Annotated in this window: 15 protein-coding genes and 1 tRNA gene; 8 read left to right on the top strand and 8 right to left on the bottom strand. The window is 38.0% G+C overall.

The annotated features are described in order from the left end of the window. The first annotated feature begins 39 nt into the window (after positions 1-39). The 4 genes from murC to ftsZ are packed head-to-tail and all read left to right on the top strand — an operon-like array spanning position 40 to position 5553. Positions 40-1380, top strand: coding sequence for a UDP-N-acetylmuramate--L-alanine ligase (murC, locus tag ACULEU_RS02600; RefSeq protein ID WP_445453898.1), 1341 nt, complete (start codon positions 40-42; stop codon positions 1378-1380). After that, positions 1377-2099, top strand: coding sequence for a cell division protein FtsQ/DivIB (locus ACULEU_RS02605; protein WP_445453899.1), 723 nt, complete (start codon positions 1377-1379; stop codon positions 2097-2099). Before murC ends, ACULEU_RS02605 begins: the two co-directional genes overlap by 4 nt. Positions 2100-2105: 6 nt before the next feature. Then, the gene (ftsA, locus tag ACULEU_RS02610; protein ID WP_445453900.1) at positions 2106-3494 is read left to right on the top strand and encodes a cell division protein FtsA; all 1389 of its coding nucleotides are present in this window, start codon (positions 2106-2108) and stop codon (positions 3492-3494) included. Positions 3495-3552: 58 nt separating this feature from the next. Continuing rightward, positions 3553-5553 carry a cell division protein FtsZ gene (gene ftsZ, locus ACULEU_RS02615; RefSeq protein ID WP_445453901.1) on the top strand — a complete coding sequence of 667 codons (2001 nt, stop codon included), beginning with the start codon at positions 3553-3555 and terminating at the stop codon, positions 5551-5553. A gap of 247 nt (positions 5554-5800) precedes the next feature. On the opposite strand, the gene ACULEU_RS02620 is transcribed toward ftsZ, so the two are convergent. Continuing rightward, on the bottom strand, positions 5801-6121 hold the full coding sequence (locus tag ACULEU_RS02620) for a hypothetical protein (RefSeq protein WP_445453902.1): 321 nt from the start codon (positions 6119-6121) through the stop codon (positions 5801-5803). A gap of 228 nt (positions 6122-6349) precedes the next feature. Between ACULEU_RS02620 and ACULEU_RS02625 the strand changes: the two genes are divergently transcribed. From ACULEU_RS02625 to ACULEU_RS02640, 4 genes are all read left to right on the top strand, one after another. Continuing rightward, positions 6350-6799 carry a GatB/YqeY domain-containing protein gene (locus ACULEU_RS02625; protein ID WP_445453903.1) on the top strand — a complete coding sequence of 150 codons (450 nt, stop codon included), beginning with the start codon at positions 6350-6352 and terminating at the stop codon, positions 6797-6799. Positions 6800-6884: 85 nt separating this feature from the next. After that, a tRNA-Arg gene (locus ACULEU_RS02630) sits at positions 6885-6958 on the top strand. Between the two features lie 275 nt (positions 6959-7233). Then, complete coding sequence (locus ACULEU_RS02635; RefSeq protein WP_445453904.1) at positions 7234-8319, top strand: T9SS type A sorting domain-containing protein; 1086 nt, start codon at positions 7234-7236, stop codon at positions 8317-8319. Positions 8320-8396: 77 nt separating this feature from the next. Beyond that, positions 8397-9209: a zinc-dependent peptidase gene (locus ACULEU_RS02640; RefSeq protein ID WP_445453905.1), complete on the top strand. Its 813-nt coding sequence runs from the start codon at positions 8397-8399 to the stop codon at positions 9207-9209. 2 nt (positions 9210-9211) lie between these two features. On the opposite strand, the gene ACULEU_RS02645 is transcribed toward ACULEU_RS02640, so the two are convergent. From ACULEU_RS02645 to ACULEU_RS02675, 7 genes are read right to left on the bottom strand one after another with little or no spacing between them, the layout of a single operon-like run. Next, positions 9212-10882 (bottom strand): sodium/sugar symporter, encoded by a 1671-nt coding sequence (locus ACULEU_RS02645; RefSeq protein ID WP_445453906.1) that lies wholly within the window; start codon positions 10880-10882, stop codon positions 9212-9214. A gap of 2 nt (positions 10883-10884) precedes the next feature. Next, positions 10885-11931, bottom strand: a complete 1047-nt coding sequence (locus ACULEU_RS02650) for a UDP-glucose--hexose-1-phosphate uridylyltransferase (protein ID WP_445453907.1) — start codon at positions 11929-11931, stop codon at positions 10885-10887. A 3-nt stretch (positions 11932-11934) separates the two neighbouring features. Beyond that, the gene (gene galK / locus ACULEU_RS02655) at positions 11935-13107 is read right to left on the bottom strand and encodes a galactokinase (RefSeq protein ID WP_445453908.1); all 1173 of its coding nucleotides are present in this window, start codon (positions 13105-13107) and stop codon (positions 11935-11937) included. Further along, positions 13104-15506: a beta-galactosidase GalA gene (gene galA, locus ACULEU_RS02660; protein ID WP_445453909.1), complete on the bottom strand. Its 2403-nt coding sequence runs from the start codon at positions 15504-15506 to the stop codon at positions 13104-13106. Before galA ends, galK begins: the two co-directional genes overlap by 4 nt. Positions 15507-15509: 3 nt before the next feature. Next, positions 15510-16508, bottom strand: coding sequence for a glycoside hydrolase family 53 protein (locus ACULEU_RS02665; RefSeq protein ID WP_445453910.1), 999 nt, complete (start codon positions 16506-16508; stop codon positions 15510-15512). Positions 16509-16510: 2 nt separating this feature from the next. After that, positions 16511-17623: a glycoside hydrolase family 53 protein gene (locus ACULEU_RS02670; RefSeq protein WP_445453911.1), complete on the bottom strand. Its 1113-nt coding sequence runs from the start codon at positions 17621-17623 to the stop codon at positions 16511-16513. Positions 17624-17633: 10 nt separating this feature from the next. Next, complete coding sequence (locus tag ACULEU_RS02675) at positions 17634-18680, bottom strand: aldose epimerase family protein (RefSeq protein WP_445453912.1); 1047 nt, start codon at positions 18678-18680, stop codon at positions 17634-17636. Positions 18681-18732 lie beyond the last annotated feature (52 nt).

An 18732-nucleotide genomic window follows, 5' to 3' on the forward strand; every position in this document is an offset into this window, starting at 1 on the left:
ACTTTAAAAACTTTTGAACTTTGGACTTTAGAACTCAAAATGAATCTGAATCAAATACATAACGTCTATTTCATCGGCATCGGAGGCATCGGAATGAGTGCTTTGGCGCGTTATTTTCAGTACATCGGAAAAAATGTTTCCGGTTACGATAAAACGCCAACTTTATTAACCGATGAATTGATTGCTGGCGGTATGAGCATTCATTTTGAAGACAATATCAACCTGATTCCAGAAGAATATTACACAGAAAATACGCTCGTTATTGTGACGCCAGCAGTACCGGTTTCGCATTCAGAGTGGAATTATTTCATAGAACGAGATTACGTCATAAAAAAGCGTGCAGAAGTGCTCGGAATTATTACGAAAGATACTTTTTGTTTTGCAGTTGCCGGAACACACGGCAAAACAACAACATCCAGTATTTTAGGACATATTCTCTACGAAAGTGGTGCCGATATGACGGCTTTTATAGGCGGAATTGTTGAAAATTATAATTCGAATTTAATTGGAAACGGTAAGACTGTTACTGTGGTAGAGGCGGATGAATTTGATCGCTCGTTTTTACACCTGCATCCTAATATTGCCTGCGTCACGTCAATGGATGCCGACCATTTGGATATTTATGGCGACAAAAACGCGATTGAAGATTCGTTCCGTGAATTTGCCGACAAGGTGGAGGATAAAAAGAAGTTGTTTGTTCCAAAAGGATTGCCTTTGGAAGGGGTAACAGTCGGAATTGAAGAAGAAGCGACTTTTAAAGCGTTTAACATCAGAATCGAAAATGGATATTATGTTTTTGATGTACAAACTCCTTCTGAAACCATAGAAGACATACAATTCGGCTTGCCCGGAAGACATAATTTAATGAACGCCATGATGGCTTTAGCAATGGCAAAAACGTATGGCACCCCAACCAGTGCCATCGCTAAGGCCTTGGCTTCATTTAAAGGAATTCAACGCCGGTTTTCTTATCAGATTAAATCGGATACGTTGGTCTATATCGATGATTATGCACATCATCCAACGGAAATTAACGCAGTACATCAGGCGGTTCGTGAATTGTATCCGGACGAAAAAGTATTGGCGGTATTTCAACCACATTTGTTTAGCCGTACGAAAGATTTTGCCGATGATTTTGCCAAAAGTTTGTCTCAATTTGATGAAATATTATTGTTAGATATTTATCCGGCACGCGAATTACCGATGGAAGGAATTACATCAGAATGGTTGCTTTCGAAAATGGAAAATAGTAACAAAAAATTGGTCTCGAAAACCGATTTAATTCCGTCAATTTTAGAAAGTAAAGCCAAAATAATTGTAACCATCGGAGCAGGAGATATTGGTGAATTAGTTCCAAAAATTAAACAGGCATTAGTATGAAATTTTTCAATTGGACAAATATCAGATTGTTGTTGATGATTATTGCGGTAATCTTCCTGTTTTCGTTCACTTCGCATCGAAATGCCATGCGTAAGATTAAGAAAACAGAGGTTGTTTTTGTGGGTAAAAACTTGCTTTTTATGAAGCCTGAAACGGTTAATAAATTGTTAATAGAAAAAAATAGCGACCTAAAAACTATCCATAAAGTTGATTTAGATTTGAAGAAATTGGAGATGTCCGTCAACCAACAACAGTTGATCCAAAAAGCGGATGTTTTTGTGAGTGTTGATGGCGTTCTGAAAGCGGTGGTAAAACAGAAAACGCCAGTGGGAAGAGTGTTTGATGAATCGGGTTCTTTTTATATTGATTATGAGGGAAATAAAATGCCGTTATCTGATAATTACACAGCCAGAGTGCCGCTACTATCGGGGGAAATTAGTGTAGTAAAAAAAGAAAAATTATCTGAAGTTTTAAGGATGATTAATGAAGATGAGTTTTTGAAAAAAAACATCATTGGTGTGCAGGTTTTGCCTAACGGAAGCTTGGTTATGGTGAATAGAAATTATGATTTTGAGATTGATTTCGGCAGAACTATCAACATTGAAAGAAAATTTAAAAATTATAAAGCGTTTTTTCAGAAGGCAGTTTCAGATAGCACTTTGAACAAATACAAAAGGATTAACCTGAAGTTTACTAAGCAAGTGGTTTGCATTAAATAGATGATTATGGAAAAAGAGAATATTGCAGTAGGATTAGACATTGGGACAACCAAGATTGTTGCCATGATTGGCAAGAAAAATGAATATGGGAAGCTGGAGATTTTGGGCGTTGGAAAATCCAAAAGTCTTGGTGTAGCTCGTGGTGTTGTCAACAATATTACGCAAACCATACAATCGATTCAGCAGGCAGTTATTGAGGCAGAAGCTAATTCAGGCTATAAAATTAACGATGTGGTTGTAGGCATTGCCGGTCAACATATTCGCAGTATTCAGCATACCGATTACGTCATCAGAACCAATCCCGAAGAGGTAATCAGCGGTAGAGATATTCAGTTATTGATTGATCAAGTCAATAAATTGGCCATGCTTCCTGGAGAAGAGATTATCCACGTATTGCCTCAGGAATTCAAGATTGACGGTCAAGCCGAAATCAAAGAGCCTATCGGAATGTACGGCGGAAGACTAGAAGCAAGTTTTCATGTTGTGGTAGGTCAGGCATCATCCATCAGAAATGTCGGAAGATGTATTCAAAGTTCCGGTATCGAGTTGTCTGGATTGACCTTGGAGCCTTTAGCATCAGCTGATGCCGTTTTGAGTCAGGAAGAAAAAGAAGCTGGTGTGGCATTAATTGATATTGGAGGTGGGACAACTGATTTGGCCATTTTTAAAGATGGTATCATCCGTCATACTGCTGTAGTGCCTTTTGGTGGAAATGTGATTACTGATGATATCAAGGAAGGTTGTTCGATTATCGAAAAACAAGCCGAATTATTAAAAACAAAATTTGGCTCTGCTTGGCCAGGTGAAAATAAAGACAATGAAATTGTTTCCATTCCGGGATTAAGAGGAAGAGATCCCAAAGAAATTTCATTGAAAAACCTATCTAAGATTATTCACGCCAGAGTAGTGGAAATAGTAGAGCAGGTTTTTACCGAAATCAAAGCCTATGGTCACGAAGATCCAAGGAAGAAACTGATAGCCGGAATCGTATTGACTGGTGGTGGTTCACAATTGAAGCACATCAAGCAATTGGTTGAATATATTACGGGAATGGATACCCGAATTGGCTATCCAAACGAACATTTGGCAGGAAATTCAAGCGAAGAAATTTCGAGCCCATTGTTTGCTACAGCGGTAGGATTAGTGATGAACAGCATCGAAAACAATTCTAACAGTGCCTACAAAATAGAACTGAAAGAAGTAGTAGCTGAAACACCAAAACAAATTGTTTTCCAACAACCGGTTGCAATAGCAGTAGAAGAGAAGGAGGAAATATCCGATGTGATAGAGGAACCTATTAATTTGGAGACAGAAACCACAGAACACAAAATCAAAAGATCATTTTTTGACCGTTATGTGGAAAAGATTAAAGACTTTTTAGACAATGCAGAGTAAGCATTACGCTAAAACAAAAAACAGACAGAATATATAATACCTAATAAACCCAAGAAGTATGATAAGCAACTCAGAATTTGGAAACATCTCATTTGATTTACCAAAAAATCAATCGAATGTGATTAAAGTTATCGGAGTTGGTGGCGGTGGAAGTAACGCTATCAATCACATGTTCAAACAAGGAATCAAAGGCGTAGATTTCATTGTTTGTAATACAGACTCCCAAGCACTTCAAAACAGCCCTGTGCCCAACAAAATTCAATTAGGGGTAAACCTAACAGAAGGTCTTGGAGCTGGAGCAAATCCTGATGTAGGACAACAATCTGCATTGGAAAGTGTAAGCGAAATCGAAAAAATGTTGGATACCAACACCAAAATGGTTTTCATTACTGCCGGAATGGGTGGTGGAACCGGAACGGGTGCGGCTCCTGTAATCGCGCAATTGGCCAAAGAAAGAGACATTCTTACTGTTGGAATTGTGACGATTCCGTTTCAGTTTGAAGGGAAAGTACGCTCGGAACAAGCCTTATTGGGTGTTGAAAAACTAAGAAAACAAGTGGATTCTCTTATTGTTATCAATAACAATAAATTGAGAGAAGTATACGGTAATCTTGGATTCAAAGCCGGTTTCTCTAAGGCTGATGAAGTGTTGGCTACGGCTTCTCGCGGAATTGCGGAAGTAATTACGCACCACTACACTCAGAATATCGATTTAAAAGACGCCAAAACAGTATTGTCTAACAGCGGAACAGCCATCATGGGATCTTCAGTTGCTACAGGAGATAACCGTGCTAAAGAAGCTATTATTACCGCTTTAGATTCGCCATTATTGAATGACAATAAAATTTCAGGAGCTAAAAACGTATTGTTGCTTATCGTTTCAGGTTCTAATGAGATTACGATTGATGAAATCGGTGAAATCAACGACCATATTCAATCGGAAGCTGGTTACAACGCAAACATCATCATGGGTGTTGGAGAAGACGAAACTTTAGGCGAAGCGATTGCAGTAACCATTATTGCTACAGGTTTTAACGTAGAGCAACAAAATGGTATTGTCAATACGGAAGTTAAGAAAATCGTTCATGCTCTTGAAGACGATCAGAAAATTGTGCGCGATTTGACTCAAAAAGCAGTGGAAGTATTTCAAAATATCGAAACGCCAGTTGCCGAAAAAAAGGAAGAAAAAATCGTTTTTGAATTGATTGAAGACGAACTAGAAGTGGAAGCTCCGTTTACCTTCGAAACTCCGGCAACACCAACTGCTGTTATCGATGAGAACGAATTAATTGCCATGAATCATTTCATCAGAAACCTTGATGTGACTTTTGAAATCATTTCTCCTATCAAAGATATCGATTACAAAGTGACGACTCCTGAGGTTAAGGAAATGAAAGTAATTGAGCCATTGACAATCATCGAAAAAGAAGAAGAGCAAATCACCTTTACTTTTGATATGCCAGCGATGCCGACATTCGAAAGAAAAGAAGAAGTTAAACCAATAGAAGCGGTTGAAGAAAGCAGAGTTGTTTTTGATTTATCTGCCGAAGCTGTGAATGATATTGTGGTGAATGAGCCAGTACAGTTCGTGCCGATGACCGAGCTTAACGAAGAAGGGATCATCAAATATTCTTTGGAAGAGTATATGGAGTTGGAAAACGATTTGTTAAACTCTAAACCAGCGGCTGCTGCCAAAGTAGAAGAGCCAATTGCAGAGGAGTTAAACATCACCATGAAGTCGCAGACAACTGTCGAAAAACCTCATTCCCTTGTAGGTAATTTTGAAGATATTTCGCCGGTAGAAATGACCATCGAAGAAACTTTAAAGCACCGCGCAGACGATAGAAGAAGAAAATTAAAAGAGTTCAACTATAAATTCCATAACAATCCTTCTAAAATTGAGGAAATGGAAAAAGAACCCGCTTATAAAAGACTTGGAGTAGATCTGTCACAAAATACTCAAGCAGATTCAAACTCAAGAATGTCTATAGGAACAGATAGCAACGACGATATGCAGTTGCGTTCTAACAATTCCTTCCTTCATGATAATGTAGACTAGTTTACATTAAATCATTTCATAAATAACCCGTTTTGTTCGTACGAAACGGGTTATTTTTTTATTTTAGGAGCAGTACTTTATCTTTCATTACACTACTCCTCCCGCCATCCGCGCTACACGGTAGCTTGCTACTGTCGGGGCTAATTAAAACGCACTTATTTTTTAAGATTTCGAAACCAGAGTGATTTTCGTATTAATCTCGCTAATGAACTTCGCTTCGTTACAATTCACAATAAAAGATTATACCTTATTCTTTAACGATTTCTTTATTGATATCCCTCTTTGGATCTGTATTGTTAAAGTCTTGAAGTGTTTTTCCGTCATTGCCTTTTTTTATGATAGGTTCCTTCTCAACATGCTTAGTTACGTCCGCCACCTTATGATAATTTGGATTGCGTACAGGTCCTTTCTCCGCCAAACGGGAATCACTATCAGTATTGGATTCTGGATCAGTGTTCTCATTATTGGAATTTCCGCTTCGTTCCTGTGGTACATAACCAGGATATTTTTTGTGCTGCTGCGGGTTGTGGTCTTCCTGTTCCGAATCACTTTTTTTATAATCTTCCATGGTCTCGTTTTTTTGTTTCAATAAATTTAAAACTATTGTATTGTACTTCCTTTACATAATTAATATGACGTATTACATAATTATGGTCTAAGCAGAAGAAATGCATAAAAGTCACTAAAATTCGTTTCTGTTTTTCGGGTTATTTTTTTTACCTTCGCAAAGCTTTTGGACAAGCTTATGGTTGAATCTAAGTAGTCTTAAAATCTAATAATCTAACAATCTATAAAGATGAGTTTATCAACACAAATAATGGACGAAATGAAAAATGCGATGCGTTCCAAAGACACCATTGCGTTAGAAGCACTTCGTGCCATCAAATCAGAACTTTTATTAGCCCAAACAGCTACAGGTTCTAAAGAAGAACTTACGGAAGGAGATGAAATCAAGATATTGCAGAAACTAGTAAAAATGCGTAAAGACAGCGCATCGATATTCACCACTCAAAATCGTCCTGATTTAGCAGCACCGGAATTAGCGCAAATAGCGGTAATCGAAAAGTTCCTGCCTGCTCAACTTTCGGAAGCGGAAGTAGAAGCCATTATTACCAAAATCATCGCAGAAACCGGAGCTTCCGGAATTGCCTCGATGGGAAAAGTAATGGGATTAGCGTCAGCGCAAATTGGCGGTCAGGCCGAAGGGAAAACCATTTCGGCTATTGTTAAGAAACTTTTAGTTTAGACATTTTAGACTACTTAGATAGTTAGACAACTTTGATACCACACCTAACGATCTAATAATCTAAGAAGTCTAATAATCTAATAACGGCTCCGTAGTTCAACTGGATAGAATTTCAGATTTCGGCTCTGAAGGTTGCAGGTTCGAACCCTGCCGGGGTCACGATTAAGAAGGGGGATAAAGAAAAAATCTGAGCTTGCTCAAGTTTTTTCTTTATCCCCCTTCTTTCAAAGCATTTGATTTTAAGAGGAGGACAGCCAGTGGCTGTCAGGTAAAAGCGCGCTCTTTTATTTTCAAAGGGGAGTTTTGGCGTTGATAACACGAAAGTGGTAATTATGAAAAGTTTACCTTTTCAGCTATAACCTTACTATTTTTTTATAGCCTATCTTTGCCGTAAAGTAGGAGCTGATTCCTATGTTCTTAACATGTTAATTATCATGACTGCAACAATACAAACGCTGTATAAAAGAAGTACTTTACACTGTGTAACTGCCTTCATATTCCTTTTTCTTTCCGCCAACTCATTTGCTCAACTGTATTCTAATGGCAATTTGTCTACAGGAATTGTATCTAAAAGTGGCGTAACAGCGCCAGCTGGTTATACTTGGAGCGAACTTCAAAACGATGCTGGCAACACAACAGAATGCAATAGAAGTAGTGGTTTTGCAGGTTATTTTAATAGTGCCGGGACTTCTAGTTTTCAGCTAGCGGATGATTTTGTTGTTCCTGCAGGGCAACAATGGAACATCACCAGTTTTGATTTTTTTGCCCACCAAAATAGTTATACAGGTACCACAATTCCTGTTGATGCATTGCGAATTCAAATTTGGAACGGAGACCCATCTTTGCCAGCATCAGCAGTTCTAGTGGGCGATATGACGACAAATGTTCTAGACGCCCCAAATAGTAGTGGAAATACCTTTTTATATAGAATAGCCAACTCTATTATTGGGAACCCAATATTTGCGCCAAACACCAACAGAAAAGTTTGGGGAATAAAAGGCACTATTACAACCACTCTGAATCCCGGAACTTACTGGGTCGTTTATCAATTTCACGCAAGTAACGATGGTAGCATTTTTGTTCCCTCTGTAACCGTTGAAGGGACTAGAACTTTGATAGGATGGAACGCAAAACAAAATTTTGTTGCCAATACCATTCCTGAAGTGGTTTTAGGATGGGCGAATGTCATAGATGGTGGTGAACCAGATACTGCGGCTGATGTTCCTCAAGATTTACCTTTTGCTATAAATGGAACTATTTCGAATTTAAGTATATCAGAAAATGACTTGTCTGCTTTGGTACAAGTTTATCCAAGTCCAACTCAAAATACACTCCATATTTCAAATCAAAACAATGCAGCCTGGAATAGAATAACTGTTTTTGATCAATCCGGAAGAAAATTAAAAAGCATAAATGCCGATGAAACTAATATTGATGTTTCCGAATTTGCCACTGGAAATTATATTTTAAAAATCAGCTTTGATGAGGCTACTATTGTGAAACGATTTATAAAAATCTAAGTAATGGCTGCGTAGTCAACCTTTCACGATCATAGTAAAGCGCTAATTCATTGGCGCTTTTTTTATATCTTTCGGAAATGGAAATTATATTTTTACTGGTTATTGTAGCCATTATATTCGCGGCCGTTCTGTATTCGGGGATGTTTGTTCTTAGTTTTTTGGACGATCTCTCTATTTCTATTTTCAATAAACCACTTTACATTCACCTTTATTTCAGGCCTAAGCGGATTACTACCGAACAGGAGTTTATTCTTCGTCAAAAAGTCCAGTTTTATAAAAAGCTTTCAGAGAAAGAGAAGGGCTACTTTCATCATAGAATGGCCTGTTTTATCGAGAAGTATCAGTTTATACCTAGAGAAGATTTCACCGTCACTAGAGAAGCAGAAACACTCATTGCAGCTACCTATGTAATGCTTACCTTCGGGATGAGACGCTATTTGATAGAAGCGTTTGACAAAATAATTATTTATCCACAGGAATATTTATCGACCCAAAGTCAGGAATACTATAAAGGCGAATTCAATCCAAGAATGCGCGCTGTTGTTTTTTCTTGGAAGGATTTTATCGAAGGATATGAAATCAGTAATGATAATTTAAATCTTGGTATTCATGAGTTCGCGCACGTAGTCCATTTCCATAGCATGAAAAATAACGATGCTAGTTCACTCACATTCCGAAAATACTATACCCAACTTTACAAAGAAGTAAATCATCCGCCTAATAGGCAAATGCTAATTGATGCCGACTACTTTCGGATTTATGCTTATACGAATCCCTACGAATTTGTTTCTGTCATTATTGAGCATTATTTTGAAACACCACTCGAATTTAAAAGCACGTTTCCCAAATTGTATCAAAATGTAAGCCGAATGCTCAATCACAAACACTGATTTTACCAGAAAACGGTATACAAAGCCGCTAGAATTCCGATAATGATAATCGATCCCACCATGAATCCCGGAGATACTTTAAACATCGATTTGTCGATTTCAAGTCCGTTCGTCTGAACACCTTTGTTGGTCTCATAGATGCTGATAAAATACATTCCGATAACGCAAATCAGGAATACAAATCCCATTCGGTCTACAAATGGAATTTCGTAGATTCCGTCCGCATTAGGAACAGCGAAACCATAATCATATAAGAAGTGCAAATCGATAAAATTCGGCATAAATTTGAAAATAATCGAAAATAGGAATCCGCCAATCGTAGCAAAAAGCGCGGCATTTGAAGTCGTTTTTTTCCAGAAGAATCCCAGAATAAACATGGCGAAAATCCCCGGACTCACAAATCCGGTATACTCTTGAATGTATTGAAATCCTCCTTTTTTATCAATACCCAATAGCGGCGCTACTATAACGGCTATAATCATTGCGGCAACAATGGTTAATTTTCCCACATTGACTAATTTTTTTTCATCGGCATTTTCGTTGATGGTTTTTTTATAAACATCTAATGTAAAAATGGTCGCGATACTATTTGCTTTTCCGGCTAAGGAAGCCACTATAGCTGCTGTTAAAGCGGCAAAGGACAAGCCCTTTAATCCGGTAGGTAATAAGTTTAATAAGGTTGGATACGCTCGATCCGGGTTTAACGAACCGTCTTGTAGCATTTCGGTTTGGAAGCCTCCTTGTTGGTATAAAACATAGGCTGCAATTCCGGGAATTACTACAATTAACGGCATTAATAATTTTAAGAAAGCGGCAAAAAGGATTCCGTTTCGGGCCGTTTTAATGTCAGCTCCCAAGGCTCGTTGAGTTATATATTGGTTGCAACCCCAGTAATTCAGGTTGATAATCAGCATACCGCCAATAAGCACCGAAAGTCCGGGTAAATCCATGTAATTTGGATTGGTTTTGTCAAAAATCATATGAAAATGGTCGGACGCATTGTCTTTCATTAGATGGAAACCATTGATTACACCACTGGAACCAAACTTTTCGGCCACTAGGTTCAGCGCCAAATACGTAGTGACTAAGCCACCTAAAATCAGAAAAAACACTTGAATAACATCAGTATAACCAATCACTTTCATACCTCCAAGGGTAATCATTACGGCAAAAATCGCTAGGAAAACCATACACAACGTCAGGTTCAATCCCGAAATACTACTAATGGCTAAGGCGCCAAGATATAGAATCGAAGTAAGGTTGACCAATACATAAAGCAACAGCCAAAAAACAGCCATAATCATAGCCACGTTGCCATTGTATCGCTGATTGAGGTATTGCGGCATCGTAAATATTTTGTTTTTGAGGTAAACCGGAATAAAAAATACGGCGACAATAATCAACGTTAAGGCGGCCATCCATTCGTAAGTGGCAATCGCCAAGCCCATTTTGAAACCGCTGCCACTCATGCCAATGAACTGTTCGGCACTGATATTACTGGCAATTAAGGAGGCACCAATGGCCCACCATGTAAGCGAACCTTCGGCCAAAAAATAATCGTTGCTGCTGGTTACCGCTTTCTTTTTTCGGTTATAAATCCACAAGCCATAGCCTACAATCAGGACAAAATAGCAGCAGAAAACAATATAATCTTTGGTATCTAAGGTTTGCATGGTTAACGGGTTTTATAATGGTTGGTGGATAGTTCTCTTAAAATTTTAGCACTTTGTTCAGCTGAAATATCTCGTTGCGCTTCACCCAGCATTTCATAGCCTACCATAAATTTTTTCACGGTTGCCGAACGCAATAATGGCGGATAAAAATGCATGTGAAAATGCCATTCCGGATGCGAAACTCGGTCCGTTGGTGTTTGATGAATTCCAGCAGAATACGGAAACGAGGTTTCGAAAAGATTGTCGTATTTGACGGTAATGATTTTGATGATTTCGGCGAAAGCTTTGGTTTCTTCTTTAGACATCGCGATGATATTTCCGAAATGTCTTTTACTAATAATCATTGTTTCATAAGGCCAAGTGGCCCAAAACGGAACTACCACCGCAAAGTGATTATTTTCAGCAACAATACGTTCTTGAAGCTTTAATTCTTGGTCTAAATAGTCCTTGAGCAAGCTGGTTTTATTTTTTTCGTAATAGGATCTTAGATTTCTTTGGGTTTTTTCTACTTGGGTTGGGAGCGAGGATTGTGCCCAAATTTGTCCGTGTGGATGTGGATTACTGCACCCCATAACACTCCCTTTATTTTCAAAAATCTGAACATAATTGATGAAATCATGACTCCCCAATTCGATGTATTGTGCTGCCCAAGTTTGCACTACTTTTTCAATATCGGAAACCTCCATCTCGGGTAAGGTCAGGTTGTGTTTCGGTGAAAAGCAAACTACTTTGTTGATGCCTCTTTCGGGTTTTAACTGGAATAATCCGGAGTTTTTATTTTCGAAATGAACTTCGGTCTGAAGCAATGCGGAGAAATCATTTTCAAAAACATAGCAATCGGTGTAATCGTCATTTTTGAGTCCGTTGGAACGAACATTTCCGGCGCATAAATAGCATTCTGGGTCGTATTCTGGGCGATTATCCTCAGACAACTTTTCATTTTGACCTTGCCATGGACGTTTATTTCGATGTGGCGAGACCAAAATCCATTCGTCTAGTAACGGATTGTAGCGTCTGTGCGGATGTTCATTGGTTTTGAATGACTGCATACTTTATTTTTTATAGCGTGAAGTGCCTTTAGAAATCTTGATTTTATAGGGTTTTAATTCGATGCCAAATTGGTTGCGATATAGTTTTGAAATGCGTTCGATGATAGCATCTTCAGAACCTTTTTCTACCAAGTTGATTGAGCAACCTCCAAATCCGCCACCCATCATTCGGGCACCAAGCACTGTTTTTTCATTCTGAACGGCATCGACTAAAAAATCAATCTCATCACAACTTACTTCGTATTCTTTGGACAAACCTTCATGGGTTTCAGACATTAGTGTACCCAACTTTTTAAAATCGGAAGCTTCCATAGCTTGTACAGCATCCTGAACGCGCTGAATTTCTTTGACTACAAAATGACAGCGTTTATAAATCGTTTCTCCTAATTCACTTCGTAAGGCATCTACCATGGCTTCGGTACAATTGCGGAAGGTTTTGACTTCGGTGAAATGCTTTTTCAAAAGGGTTATTCCTTGTTCCACCTCGTGTCTTCTGACATTATATCCTGAAGTGAGATGGGTATGCTTGACATTACTGTCTAATAAAAGTAACGAATATTTTTTAAAATCGGCGTTATGGTATTCATATGCTAATGTCGTGCAATCTAGCTTGATGGCTTTGTTTTTTTTACCAAAAACAGAGGCAAACTGATCCATGATACCACAATTTACACCCACAAAGGTATGCTCCGATTTTTGTCCGATAAGTGCCATTTCTTTTTTGGATAAACCCAGGTCAAACATTGTATTCAAGGCATAAGCAAAACCACATTCAACAGCCGCTGATGATGAAAGTCCGGCTCCAATTGGAATAGAACTGCTGAAGACTACGTTGAATCCTTTTAATGGAAATTGACGGATTTTGAGTTGGTGCAGCACTCCGAAGATATAGTTGACCCACATTTTTTTATGAGGAACTACATTTTCATGGATGTCAAATTTTACTTCACTATTGAGGTCTTTAGCAATAATGGTACATTCGCTGGTTTCTTTTACTGAAAAGGCTAGACAAACGTATTTATTGATGGCAGCCGGAAGGACAAAACCATCATTATAATCGATATGTTCCCCAATGATATTGATTCTACCCGGAGATAGAAAAATAGTTTGGGGTGGATGCTGAAACATCTTTTCAAAGTGCTCCGAAGTATGCTGAATTAATTTCTTTTTACTCATTTAGAAAGTAGGATAGTGGAGGCTGAAACCAATCCGTTTGCTTTTGCTTCTAATTTTATAGTGCCAGATGTTTTTCCGGCTTGTATGATAACCTGACATTTTCCGTTGAATGCACTGCGTTGCCATGCGCCATCGCGACATTGGTCGGGTTCATGTGAACTCGGGTCGCCATTGCCAACCCCGATAATTTTGGCATCTCCTGAAATGGTAAAATAAACAGTATTGTTAGCATCTGGGACTTCTCGTCCTTCAATGTCAACAAAGGAAATGTTAATCACATTGGCATCTTTTCCATCAGCAATAATAGTGGTTTTATCCGGAGAAAGGACAATTTTTGACGCCTGACCCGTAGTGGCTACTTTTGAAGTTATTTTTTTGCCTTTTTTGTAAGCTACAGCTTCTAATGTCCCCGGTTCGTAGATGACATTCCATTGTAGATGACTGTTTCTTGGCATTTCTTTTTTGCCCAAACTTTTTCCGTTTAAAAATAATTCCACATCGTCAGCATTGGTATTTACCCATACATCTATTGGTTTTCCAATTTTTTCCGGCCAGTTCCAATGAGGAGAAATATGCAGTATATCTTTATCGGTCCACCAACTTTTATAATAGTAATAGATGTTTTTTGGAAAACCGCAAACATCCATAATTCCGAAATGCGAACTGATATTGGGCCATTTGTACGGAGTGGGTTCGCCGCGATAATCAAAGCCAGTCCAGACATAGCCGCCAAGCCAATGCTCATTTTCGGCCGCTAATTTCCACCAGGTTTCCGCTTTACTGGCCCACCAAGGATGGGTGATATCTTGGTCAGGAACATAGGCTCTGATTTCATCTTTTTCATAGATTCCGCGTGTAGTAACTGTACTTCCCATTTCAGTTCCAAGCAAAGGTTGGTTGGGATGAGCCCGATGATAGTCTGCTACGGCATATTCCCTGTAATTGAAACCGCGAATCGGGATGACTTCATTGACACCTTTAAAATCATTGGCCATGTCAGCAGCATAGGTGCTGGTTCGTGTTGGATCAATATCTTTCTGAATTGCTAAAAGCGTTTGAGCAATTTTTTTTCCGTAGTCATTTCCCTGAATGTTTTGTTCTTCATTTCCGATAGACCATAAAAACACCGATGGATGATTCCTGTCTCGTTTTAGCAGTCGTTTGAATTGGTTTACATATTCCGGGCTACTGTTTAATAACCGTTGCTCATCAACAACCAACATTCCCAAACTGTCGCAAGCATCAAGAAGTTCTGGAGTTGGTGCATTATGGCTGGCTCTATAGCTGTTTGAACCCATTTCTTTCAACAACTTTATGCGATAATATTGCATATATTCGGGTAAGGCGCTTCCAATTCCGGCGTGGTCTTGGTGGTTGTTGGTTCCTTGAATTTTGAGATGCTTTCCATTCAAGAAAAATCCTTTATTGGCATCAAAGGTTACCGTTTTAATTCCGAAACGGGTTTTAGTTTGGTGCACTATTTGATTTCCAGATTTTACTACAGCAATTACTTTGTACAAATAAGGATCTTCTAATGACCAAAGCCTTACATTATTTAAATTTAATTTTTGCTTGACTGTTATATTTTTATCGAAGTCTAAGCCAATTTTTTGTTCCGATGTTTTGGCTACTACTTTACCGTTTCTATCAGTAATATAAGCGTAAACTGAACCTGTTGCAGTTTTTAAATGACTATTTTGAACCGTAGTTTCAATGGTAACTTGGGCATTTTTGCCTTTGAGTTCCGAATGCACAAAAACACCATCATTCGGTATAAAGATTTTATCTGTGATGTTTAACCAAACATGTCTGTAAATTCCGGCGCCTTCGTAAAACCAACCTTCATATTGTGTGGCATCCACTCGAACGACCAAGACATTATCGCCTTCAAAATTAATATAATCAGAAACATCGTAAGCATTGCCAACATAACCGCTAAAATTGGTTCCGACATAAAACCCGTTTATCCAAATTTCCGCATTTCTGTATATACCATCAAATTGAATTTCGAAACGTTTATTGTTTTTGGATTTATCTACCTTAAAATGCTTGCGATACCAACCAATACTGGTTTCGGGATAAGCACCGCCAACAGGTTTGTAGCCATGACTGTCCATTTCTACTTGTTGTGAATTTACAAACGGAAGCGCTACTACCCAATCGTGAGGAACGTTTGTTGAGGTCCAAGTAGTATCGACGAATTTTGGATTGACAACTGTTGTAGCAAAAACATTGGATTTGTGAAGTAAAGCGGTTTTGCTGTAATCAAAATCTTTTTCAGGATTGGCTGCATGACCGAAATGGAATTTCCAATCTTCGTCTAAACTTATTTTTTCTTGTGCATTAGCTAAAACAATGTTTAGCAGTAATCCCAATAGAACAATTCTTTCTCGTATCATAATTTATTCTTTAAAAGCGTCTAACGCGGGAGAAGGCTGACCGTTTTCGAGCCAAGCACTTAAGCTATATTTACTCCAAGACCTCGCGCCTTGAGGTTCCCAATATAAAACGCCAATGCCTTTGTGATTGGGTACGTTTCTGACGGCTTTAATCGTTGCAGTAAGTAATTCATAGGTGTTTTGAATTTTATCATCTTCGCCACCCACTTCAACAACCATAACTTCTTTGCCATAACGCGAAGCCATATCGTTTAAATTGAATTGTAAATCCGCTATAGTTTCGGTGTAATCTTTTTTAATCCAAAAAGGATAATAAGACAACCCAATAACATCGTATTTTACTTTTTGAGCCGTTGCATTATCATAGAACTCTCTGAACTTGGCATTGTTATTTCCTTCATCTACATGAACAATGACCTTAATGTTTTTATCAACAGCTTTTACGGCATCGTATCCTTTGTTCAATAATTGTCCGAGTTGTTTCCAATTTTTAGTACTTCCTTCCGGCCAAAGCATTCCACCCGGGATTTCATTTCCGATCTGAACCCATTCCGGTGTAACTCCAGCAACTTTTAAGGAGTTAATTACTTCAAAAGTATGATTATAAACATCATTGAGCAGTTCTGGAAAAGAATGGTTTTCCCATACTTTGGGTTTGAATTGTTTGGCTGGATCGGCCCACGAATCAGAGTAATGAAAATCAATCATAATTCGGAATCCCATTTTTTGGGCACGCAATGCCATGACAACGGTTTCGTCTTTACTACAATGACCGCTTGTTTTGTCATCAGACGGATTTACCCATACTCGAAGACGAATGGAATTCATACCGCGGTCTTTTAAAAGTTGTAAGCAGTCTTTTTCTTTGCCATCGGTATCATAGAATTTATATCCTGTGGCTTCCATTTGGGGTAACCAACCCACATCAGCACCTTTTGCAAAAGGTGTATTTTGGCTAAAGCCAATTGATGAAACTAATAGTAATAGCGTTAATTTTTTCATGATTATTGTTCGTTAAATACGTCCATTACCGGAAGAGCATTGTTAGTAAAGTCCCATAAAGCTTGATTTTCCCATGGAGAACCATTAGGTGAAGTTGGACCACGGAAAGCTATCCATTCGGAACCCCAATAGCAAAATCCTATTCCGTGTGTGCTTTGTTTTACAGTGTTTTTTATAGCAGATAAAAATTGTTTTTGTCCATCATTTGAAGCTGGATATGTTGAAATAATTTGACTGTCTAGACCAATAATGTTGTTTGTATAATCGTTCCATCCGTGCGTAAATGGATATGCAGTTTCGGCAACAATTACTTTTTTATTGTATAATTGACCGAGTGTATTTATTTTGTTTTGTAAATCTGTCAAACTTTTTCCATGCCAAATAGGATAATAGGACAGACCAATATAATCGTAATCCATAGTGGCAACTTTACTGAAATACCAATCAGAACCTGATATTCCGGCATAGTGTAACATAATTTTTGTGGTAGATGATTTGCTTCTTACGGCTGTTGTGGCTGCGGTAACCAATTGTAAATACTGACTTTCATTTGTCGAAAGTTTTCCCTCCGGCCAAAGCATTCCATCATTGGTTTCATTTCCAATTTGGATAATATCCGGATTGATTTCGGTCATTATTTCATTGGTATATTCGGTTACAGAAGTTTTTAGCGTTTCAAAATTCAAACTTTGCCAGGCAAGCGGTTTGGTCTGACTTCCGGGATCTGCCCAGGTATCGGAATAATGTACGGTTAACCAAACTTTCAATCCTGCTTGTTTAACTCGTTGCGCAAAAGTCTTTACTTCTGCAAATCCGGAATGCGCATCGGCTGGATTTTTCCAAAGTCGGATTCGAATGGCATTACAGCCCGCATTTTTTAGTGTTGTAATAGCATTTTCAGCTACATTATTGCGCTTGTAAACTGTTCCTTCACTTTCAATTAATGGAAGATAGGACATGTCAGCAGCACGAAAGAAAACGGCTTCTTCAATTGGTGGCGTTGTATTGTTGTCAGAAGAGCAAGAAAAGAGACCAAATGATATAAGAACTAGAAGTAGATTTTTATATTTTTTAAAAAATCTGGTTTTGAGCTTTTCATAAATCTTTGTTTTCATAATAATTACTTTAAATGTTTTCGAATGTAAAGGTAGTTTGATGATGATATTCTTCTCCTACTTTCAAAACAGCGGAAGGAAAGCTGTTGTGGTTTGGCGCATCAGGGAAATTTTGAGTTTCGAAACAGATGCCACTTTTGGAATGATAGTCAGCACTTTCTTTTCCTTTTAGCTGATTAAAACAGTTTCCACCTACGTAAACATGAACAGCCGGTTGGTTGGTGTGTACGGTCATTTTTAATTTGGTTTTTTCACTTGAGAGTGTCACGGCGTCAGATTTTTCAAGGGCAAAAGTGGTGTCTATTGCTGATGGGCATTGCTTTGCAGAAGAAAAGTCAAGTTCATTATTTTTCAATGTTATGAATTTACCAGTTGGAATAAGTTCCTTATTAGTATCTAAAATTTTATCTGAATTTATGATCAGTTTTAGGTTAGTGACATCAGTTTTATGACCATTTAGGTTAAAATAGGTGTGTTGTGTTAAATTGATTATAGTATCTTCTGTTGATTTTGCCCAATACAGTACCTTCAACTCATTTTCTTCGGTTAGTGTATAAGTAACTTTAACGATTACTTCACCCGGAAAATTTTCTTCGTTGCTTTTGCTTGTATATTCCATAGTAATGGAGGGATTCTCTTCCAAAGTGATTATCATGACTTTCCAAATTTTACGACTGAATCCCAAAATTCCACCGTGAAGCGAATGTTCTCCATGGTTTTTATTTAAAAAGTGGCGTTTACCATTTAAGGAAAACTCAGCATTATTTATGCGTCCTGAAAATCTTCCGATAGTGGTTCCAAAATAGGGTGGACTTGGTAAATAATAAGATTTAATGTAATCGGTTACTGTGTCAAAACCTAGAACGACATCAACTAAAGCGTTTTCACTAGTTGGAATTTTTAAGGATGTGATTGTGGCTCCATAATTTATTACAGAGAGCTCGGCTCCATTTTTGTTTTTCAGCGTGTAGCATAAAATTTCTTTTCCATCTGGTAATAAACCGAATGATTTCACATTTTTTGGGCTCTCTATTTGTGAAAAATGATTTTTTTCCATAAAATTTTTAGTAATCATATATCAAAAATACTATTTAAAATTATTTAACCAT

Source organism: Flavobacterium sp. 25HG05S-40 (assembly GCF_052654735.1).

Coding starts and splice junctions, on each gene's coding strand:
- murC (WP_445453898.1), top strand. CDS start 40: ATGAATCTGAATCAAATACATAACGTCTATTTCATCGGCATCGGAGGC.
- ACULEU_RS02605 (WP_445453899.1), top strand. CDS start 1,377: ATGAAATTTTTCAATTGGACAAATATCAGATTGTTGTTGATGATTATT.
- ftsA (WP_445453900.1), top strand. CDS start 2,106: ATGGAAAAAGAGAATATTGCAGTAGGATTAGACATTGGGACAACCAAG.
- ftsZ (WP_445453901.1), top strand. CDS start 3,553: ATGATAAGCAACTCAGAATTTGGAAACATCTCATTTGATTTACCAAAA.
- ACULEU_RS02620 (WP_445453902.1), bottom strand. CDS start 6,121: ATGGAAGATTATAAAAAAAGTGATTCGGAACAGGAAGACCACAACCCG.
- ACULEU_RS02625 (WP_445453903.1), top strand. CDS start 6,350: ATGAGTTTATCAACACAAATAATGGACGAAATGAAAAATGCGATGCGT.
- ACULEU_RS02635 (WP_445453904.1), top strand. CDS start 7,234: ATGACTGCAACAATACAAACGCTGTATAAAAGAAGTACTTTACACTGT.
- ACULEU_RS02640 (WP_445453905.1), top strand. CDS start 8,397: ATGGAAATTATATTTTTACTGGTTATTGTAGCCATTATATTCGCGGCC.
- ACULEU_RS02645 (WP_445453906.1), bottom strand. CDS start 10,882: ATGCAAACCTTAGATACCAAAGATTATATTGTTTTCTGCTGCTATTTT.
- ACULEU_RS02650 (WP_445453907.1), bottom strand. CDS start 11,931: ATGCAGTCATTCAAAACCAATGAACATCCGCACAGACGCTACAATCCG.
- galK (WP_445453908.1), bottom strand. CDS start 13,107: ATGAGTAAAAAGAAATTAATTCAGCATACTTCGGAGCACTTTGAAAAG.
- galA (WP_445453909.1), bottom strand. CDS start 15,506: ATGATACGAGAAAGAATTGTTCTATTGGGATTACTGCTAAACATTGTT.
- ACULEU_RS02665 (WP_445453910.1), bottom strand. CDS start 16,508: ATGAAAAAATTAACGCTATTACTATTAGTTTCATCAATTGGCTTTAGC.
- ACULEU_RS02670 (WP_445453911.1), bottom strand. CDS start 17,623: ATGAAAACAAAGATTTATGAAAAGCTCAAAACCAGATTTTTTAAAAAA.
- ACULEU_RS02675 (WP_445453912.1), bottom strand. CDS start 18,680: ATGGAAAAAAATCATTTTTCACAAATAGAGAGCCCAAAAAATGTGAAA.